The sequence below is a fragment of the Mycobacterium sp. NAZ190054 genome (assembly GCF_001545925.1).
Lineage (GTDB): Bacteria > Actinomycetota > Actinomycetes > Mycobacteriales > Mycobacteriaceae > Mycobacterium.
Window position 1 is genome coordinate 1 of the sequence record NZ_LMVQ01000219.1, and the last position, 6177, is coordinate 6177.

Genomic DNA, 6177 nt, shown 5'->3' on the forward strand with positions numbered 1-6177 from the left:
GCCGAAGGTGGCCGGGGACGCGACGCGGCTACCGTTCGCCGACGAGTCCTTCGACGCGGTGACGATCAGCTTCGGCCTGCGCAATGTCGTCGACCATACGGCTGGGCTGCGGGAGATGGCGCGGGTGACCAAACCGGGTGGGCGGCTGGTGGTGTGCGAGTTCTCCACGCCGACGAACGCGTTGTTCTCGACGGTGTACAAGGAGTACCTGATGCGGGCGCTGCCGGCGATGGCGTCGGCGGTGTCGTCCAACCCGGATGCGTATGTGTATCTGGCGGAGTCGATCCGGGCCTGGCCGGATCAGCGCGAGCTCGCCCGGCGTATCGAGGCGGCCGGCTGGTCGAAGGTCCGCTGGCGCAACCTGACCGGCGGGATCGTCGCGCTGCACGCCGCCACCAAAGCCTGACCCTATTTCCCGCGAGCGTGCGAGTCTGCGGCCGACACGCCGCGAAAATCCGCGACATCACGCACCCTCGCCACCGCTCAGTTCCCGCCACAGCCGCGTCGATTCCTCGCCGACGCGGTCGTCGTGGATCTGTTGGAAGTTGCGTCCTCCGCGCCCGAACGTCGCGACGACGGCTGCGGGGCAACGTGATTCGGGAACGGGGGTGCCGAGCCACGTGCACGGACGGACGTGGACGAGGTCGACGTCCTCGCCGTCGGTGTCGTAGAAGTACGGGCCGTCGATGCGGCCCAACCAGTACCACCCGTCGCCGTCACGGGTCCACACGAACGACCCGTCGGCGGCGTCGGCGAAACGCTGCACGCGGCGCGTCAGCCTCTCAGAATCGCCGAATCGGCCGAATCCGCAGAGTGCCAACGACAGTGCACGCTCGAATGCCAGCCCAGAGTCGATGTCGTCTCGGCGCGATCGCATCGGAGCGCGGTAGACGGACGTCACCGCTGTCGCCTGACGAGCGTGCGCGAAGTAACCGACGGGGACGGCGTGTCGCCCGCAGACCCGCACGCTCGCGCAACCAGTGAGGTCAACTGAATGGGCGGCGGGCATCCATCCGGCGCGACAGCCTGCCCGCACCCCGCCAGGCCCGCGCCACCAGATCCGCGTCCTCGTCGGTGACGAAGTTGCCCATCACCCGCACGGCGGCCTTCATCAGCGCCGACGACCGCATCGCCACCGGCCCCGCCGCGGGCAGGAACCGCGGGAACGTCAACAACAGCGCCAGCCGCCGCGCGATCGAGAACCCGCGCGCGTAGTGCTCGTGCAGCACCGCCGGCCAGGCCGCCGAGTACGGGCCCGAACCGAGCAGCGACGCCGCCAGCCGGCCCGTCTCCAGCCCGTAGTCGATACCCTCGCCGTTGAGCGGGTTCACACACGCCGCCGCGTCGCCGATCAGCATCCAGTTCGGCCCGGCCACCCCGGAGACGGCGCCACCCATCGGCAGCAGCGCCGACAGCCCGGCCCGCGGATCACCCTCGAAGCCCCATTCGTCGCGGCGCAGCCCGGTGTAGTAGTTCATCAGCGGCCGCAGGCCCGCGTCGGCGGGCCGCTTCGACGTCGCCAGCGCGCCGACGCCGATGTTCACCTCGCCGTTGCCGAGCGGGAAGATCCAGCCGTACCCCGGCAGCACCTCGCCGGTGGGGGAGCGCAGCTCCAGATGCGACGTGATCCACGGCTCGTCGCTGCGCGGGGTCGCGATGTACCCGCGGATCGCCACGCCGTACACCGTCTCCTTGTGCCACTGGCGCCCCAGCACGCGTCCGAGCGTCGACCGTGCCCCGTCGGCGACGATCAAGTCCGCGCAGCGCACCACCTCACCGGAGTCCAGCACCACGCCCGTCACCCGGCCCGCGGAATCCTTCTCCACCGACACCGCCTTGACGCCGAGCTTCATCTTCGCGCCGTCGTCGACGGCGACGAGCCGGATCCGCTCGTCCAGTTCGGTGCGCGGCACCGCGCTGCTCGACGACGGGAACGACGGCCCGGGCCAGGGCACCTCGACGTCGGCGCCGAACCCGGACATCCGCAGACCGCGGTGCGCGATCCGGCCGTCCAGCCACGACTGCAGCCCCAGCCGGCGCAGCTCCGCCACCGCCCGTGGGGTCAGCCCGTCGCCGCACGCCTTGTCACGTGGGAAGTGCGCGGAGTCGATCACCAGCACGTCGCGGCCGGCCCGGGCGGCCCAGGCCGCCGCCGACGCGCCCGCCGGTCCGGCCCCGACGACCACGACGTCGGCGCTCGACGATTCCCGTATCGCCGCCTGCCCGTCGGGTGCGGGCACACTGTCCTCCGCCGAGTCCATAGCTCACAGTATGTTGGCTTTGTGAGGACACCGGCGAACGTGGTGGCGGGAGTGGACTTCGGCGACGCTGAGTTCGCCCAGGACGTCCGCGACGGAGTTGCCCGGATCGAGGCTCTGATGTCCGAGGAGCTCGGCAAGGCCGACGAGCTGATGTCCGAGGCCGTCCAGCACCTGTTCCAGGCCGGCGGCAAGCGGTTCCGCCCGCTGTTCACCGTGCTGTCGGCGCAACTGGGCCCCGAGCCGGACTCCTGGCAGGTCACGGTCGCGGGCGCGGTCATCGAACTGGTGCACCTGGCCACGCTGTACCACGACGACGTGATGGACGAGGCGCAGGTCCGCCGCGGTGCGGTCAGCGCCAACGCCCGCTGGGGCAACAACATCGCGATCCTGGCCGGTGACTACCTGTTCGCGACGGCCTCCCGCCTGGTCAGCAGGCTGGGTCCCGACGCGGTGCGGATCATCGCCGACACCTTCGCGCTGCTGGTCACCGGCCAGATGCGGGAGACGCGCGGCGCCGCCGACCACGTGGATTCGGTCGACCACTACCTGAAGGTGGTCTACGAGAAGACGGCCTGCCTGATCTCGGCCTCCGGACGGTTCGGGGCGACGTTCTCGGGCGCCGACGAGGAGCAGATCGAGCGGTTGGCGCGCCTCGGCGGCATCGTCGGCACCGCGTTCCAGATCTCCGACGACATCATCGACATCGACAGCGACCCCGAGGAGTCCGGCAAGGTGCCGGGCACCGACCTGCGCGAGGGCGTGCACACGTTGCCGGTGCTGTACGCACTGCGCGAGACGGGTCCGGACGCCGACCGGCTGCGGGAACTCCTGGCCCACCCGGTCACCGACGACGACGACGTGGCCGAGGCGCTGCGCCTGCTGCGCGCCTCCGAGGGCATGAAGAAGGCCAAGCAGACCGTCGCCGCGTACGCCCGCGAGGCCGAGGAGGAGCTCGCGCAGCTGCCCGCCGGGCCCGGTCGGCAGGCGCTGGCGACGCTGGTGCAGTACACCATCAACCGGCACGGTTGACGCGCGCGGAACCGGAACGGGGCGGTCAGGCGTTGTCTCGGCGAAGTCTCATGCAGGTGTGATGAGGAGGACTCCCTAGTGACTTGGCATCCGCACGCCAACAGGGCCAAGACGTTCCTGTTGCTGGTGCTGTTCTCAGGTCTGATCGTCGGCGTCGGCGCCATGTTCGGGCGCAACATCATGTTCCTGGCGGTGCTGTTCGCCATCGGCATGAACGCCTACGTGTACTTCAACAGCGACAAGCTGGCGCTGCGGGCGATGCACGCCCAGCCCGTCAACGAGATGCAGGCGCCGGTGATGTACCGGATCGTGCGCGAACTCGCCACCACGGCGCGCCAGCCGATGCCGCGGCTCTACATCAGCGACACCGCGGCGCCGAACGCGTTCGCCACCGGCCGCAACCCGCGCAACGCCGCGGTGTGCTGCACCACGGGCATCCTGCATCTGCTCAACGAGCGCGAACTGCGCGCCGTGCTGGGCCACGAGCTGTCCCACGTGTACAACCGCGACATCCTGATCTCGTGTGTGGCCGGCGCGATGGCGTCGGTGATCACCGCGCTGGCCAACCTGGCGTTCTTCGCCAGCATGTTCGGCGGCAACCGCGAGGGCGGCGCCAATCCCTTTGCGATTCTTCTTGTCTCGCTGCTCGGGCCGATCGCCGCGACGGTGATCCGGCTGGCGGTGTCGCGGTCGCGGGAGTACCAGGCCGACCAGTCCGGTGCCGAGCTGACGGGTGATCCGCTGGCGTTGGCCAGCGCGCTGCGCAAGATCAGCGTCGGGGTGGAGCGGGCTCCGCTGCCGCCGGAGCCGCAGCTGGCCGACCAGGCGCACCTGATGATCGCCAACCCGTTCCGGGCCGGCGAGAAGATCGGCAAGCTGTTCTCGACGCATCCGCCGGTCGCCGATCGGATCGCCCGGCTGGAGGCGATGGCCGGGCGCGGTCCGGGCCGCTACTGACCCACCGGCTAACACTGCTCACCGCTGCGGCGACATCTAGGCTGTGAACGTGCGCAGCAGAATCGCAGTCGGTGCCGTGGCTGTCGCCGCGGCCGGTGTCCTCAACGCATCCGGTCTGGCGGCCGCCCAGCCGGCACCGCCGCCGCCTCCGCCCGCACCGAACATCAACGCCTACCCGCCGGCCAACCCGAAGGACTACGCGGTGCTGGAAGGCACCGCGTACGGGTTCAGCTCCAACGGGCTGACCTGCATGCTGCAGCGTTCGGGCGGCTACGGCTGCAACGGCGTGCTGCCGGGTGCGCCGCAGGGCGCGAACCTGGTCAGCGGGGTTTCCGGTGGTGTGCCCGGCTGGGCGTCCACCCCGGCGCCGATCTTCGGCGGCCCGGTCAACGAGCTGCCGCCGAACACCCGGCTGAGCTTCGGCACCGTCAGCTGCGGCGGTGACGGCACGCTGACCGCGTGTGTCGACAGCCGCAATCAGGCCGGCTTCGTCGTGAGCCCGGGCGGGTCGTGGATCGTCAACGAGGTCAACCCGCTGCTGGCGCGGCCCGAAGGCACCAACCCGTACTTCAACTAGGGCTCAGAACCCCGAGCCGTGCACCTCGTGGCCGGGCTTTTCGGCCATCAGCCCGCGGTAGGCCTGCTCGACGGTCGAGCCGTGGTTGACCACCCCGTCGACCTCCCGGGCGATCGGCATCGAGATGCCGAACTTCTCGGCGAACTCCATGATCACGCTGGCGGCTTTGACGCCCTCGGCCACCTGGTTCATCGCCGCGATGATCTCCTCGATGGTCTTGCCCCGGCCGAGCTGCTCACCCACGTGACGGTTGCGGCTGCGCTGGGACGTGCACGTCACGATCAGGTCGCCCATGCCGGCCACCCCCGCGAAGGTTTCGCGGTTGCCGCCCATCGCCACCCCGAGCTTCGACATTTCGGCGACGGCCCGGGCCATCACCATGGCCCGGGTGTTCTCCCCGATGCCCAGTGAGTAGCCCATGCCGACGGCGATCGCGTAGACGTTCTTGAGCGCGCCGGCCATCTCGACACCGACGACGTCGTCGGAGGTGTAGGTACGGAACCGCTTGGTGCGGAACAACTGTGCGAGGTTGGCCGCCAGGTGCTGGTCGGGCATCGCGAGCACGGCGGCCGCGGCATAGCCCTCGGCGACCTCGCGGGCGATGTTGGGCCCGGCCAGGATTCCGGCCGGATGCCCGGGCAGGACCTCGTCGACGATCTGGCTCATCCGGTAGTTGGTGCCCTGCTCGAGGCCCTTCACCAGCGACACCACCGGCACCCACGGCCGCAGCTGGGTCGCCAGCTCGGTCAGTACGCCGCGGAACCCGTGCGACGGGACGCCCATCACGATCACGTCGGCGCACTCGGCCGCTTCGGTGAAGTCGGTGGTGGCGCGCAGCGTGTGCGCCAATTCCACTTCGTCGCCAAGGTATTTCGAGTTGCGGTGTTTCTCGTTGATGTCGGCGGCGGTCTCCTCGGAGCGTACCCACTGCAGCGTCGGCCCGCGCCTGGCGCAGATGGAGGCGACGGTGGTGCCCCACGATCCGCCTCCGAGGACGACGACGTTGGGTTCGCGCTGCGCTGGTGCCATGGAACATCACATTAGGGCGGGAAGCGCGGCGCGAGGCCGGTTTGGAAGAGGTGCACCGACCGTGCCCGCGCGGCGGCGATAATGGGATCCGACTGCTGAGGGGGTTGGTGTTGCCGTTCACGGTATCGACGGTCGAAGCCTCGAACCTGCGCAGCCTGACGGCCGCGGCGGACGAGCTGGGCGCCAAGATCGATGAGCTCGACGCGCCGTCGCCGGGCCGCTTTGCCGTCGGCCAGTTTGTGCACCACCAGGGGTTCTGCGATCGAATCGCCCACGCGGCCACGGGGGTTCAGCGACGAGAATGGGTCCTGGAACACCAGGCCG

At 70.1% G+C, this 6177-nt stretch carries 7 protein-coding genes and 1 pseudogene; 4 read left to right on the plus strand and 4 right to left on the minus strand.

Features of this window, described 5'->3' with window-relative positions; all coding sequences use genetic code 11:
- Positions 1–406, plus strand: a 406-nt coding sequence (locus ASJ79_RS16050; RefSeq protein WP_156448477.1) for a ubiquinone/menaquinone biosynthesis methyltransferase, incomplete at its 5' end; no start/stop codon positions are given.
- A gap of 57 nt (positions 407–463) precedes the next feature.
- On the opposite strand, the gene ASJ79_RS16055 is transcribed toward ASJ79_RS16050, so the two are convergent.
- Positions 464–901 (minus strand): hypothetical protein, encoded by a 438-nt coding sequence (locus ASJ79_RS16055; protein ID WP_067956914.1) that lies wholly within the window; start codon positions 899–901, stop codon positions 464–466.
- 85 nt (positions 902–986) lie between these two features.
- Positions 987–2261, minus strand: a complete 1275-nt coding sequence (menJ, locus tag ASJ79_RS16060; RefSeq protein ID WP_067956917.1) for a menaquinone reductase — start codon at positions 2259–2261, stop codon at positions 987–989.
- 21 nt (positions 2262–2282) lie between these two features.
- On the opposite strand from menJ, the gene grcC1 reads away from it, so the two are divergent.
- From grcC1 to ASJ79_RS16075, 3 genes are all read left to right on the plus strand, one after another.
- Positions 2283–3290, plus strand: a complete 1008-nt coding sequence (grcC1, locus tag ASJ79_RS16065) for a nonaprenyl/(2E,6E)-farnesyl/geranylgeranyl diphosphat synthase (RefSeq protein ID WP_197420239.1) — start codon at positions 2283–2285, stop codon at positions 3288–3290.
- Positions 3291–3368: 78 nt separating this feature from the next.
- On the plus strand, positions 3369–4247 hold the full coding sequence (gene htpX / locus ASJ79_RS16070; RefSeq protein WP_067956923.1) for a zinc metalloprotease HtpX: 879 nt from the start codon (positions 3369–3371) through the stop codon (positions 4245–4247).
- 43 nt (positions 4248–4290) lie between these two features.
- Entirely contained in the window at positions 4291–4824 is a 534-nt protein-coding gene (locus ASJ79_RS16075) for a hypothetical protein (protein ID WP_067956926.1), read from the plus strand.
- 3 nt (positions 4825–4827) lie between these two features.
- On the opposite strand, the gene ASJ79_RS16080 is transcribed toward ASJ79_RS16075, so the two are convergent.
- Together ASJ79_RS16080 and ASJ79_RS33980 are read right to left on the minus strand one after the other, a co-directional pair.
- Entirely contained in the window at positions 4828–5853 is a 1026-nt protein-coding gene (locus ASJ79_RS16080) for an NAD(P)H-dependent glycerol-3-phosphate dehydrogenase (protein WP_067956930.1), read from the minus strand.
- A gap of 185 nt (positions 5854–6038) precedes the next feature.
- Positions 6039–6177: pseudogene (locus ASJ79_RS33980) on the minus strand (ABC transporter ATP-binding protein); the annotation flags it as partial.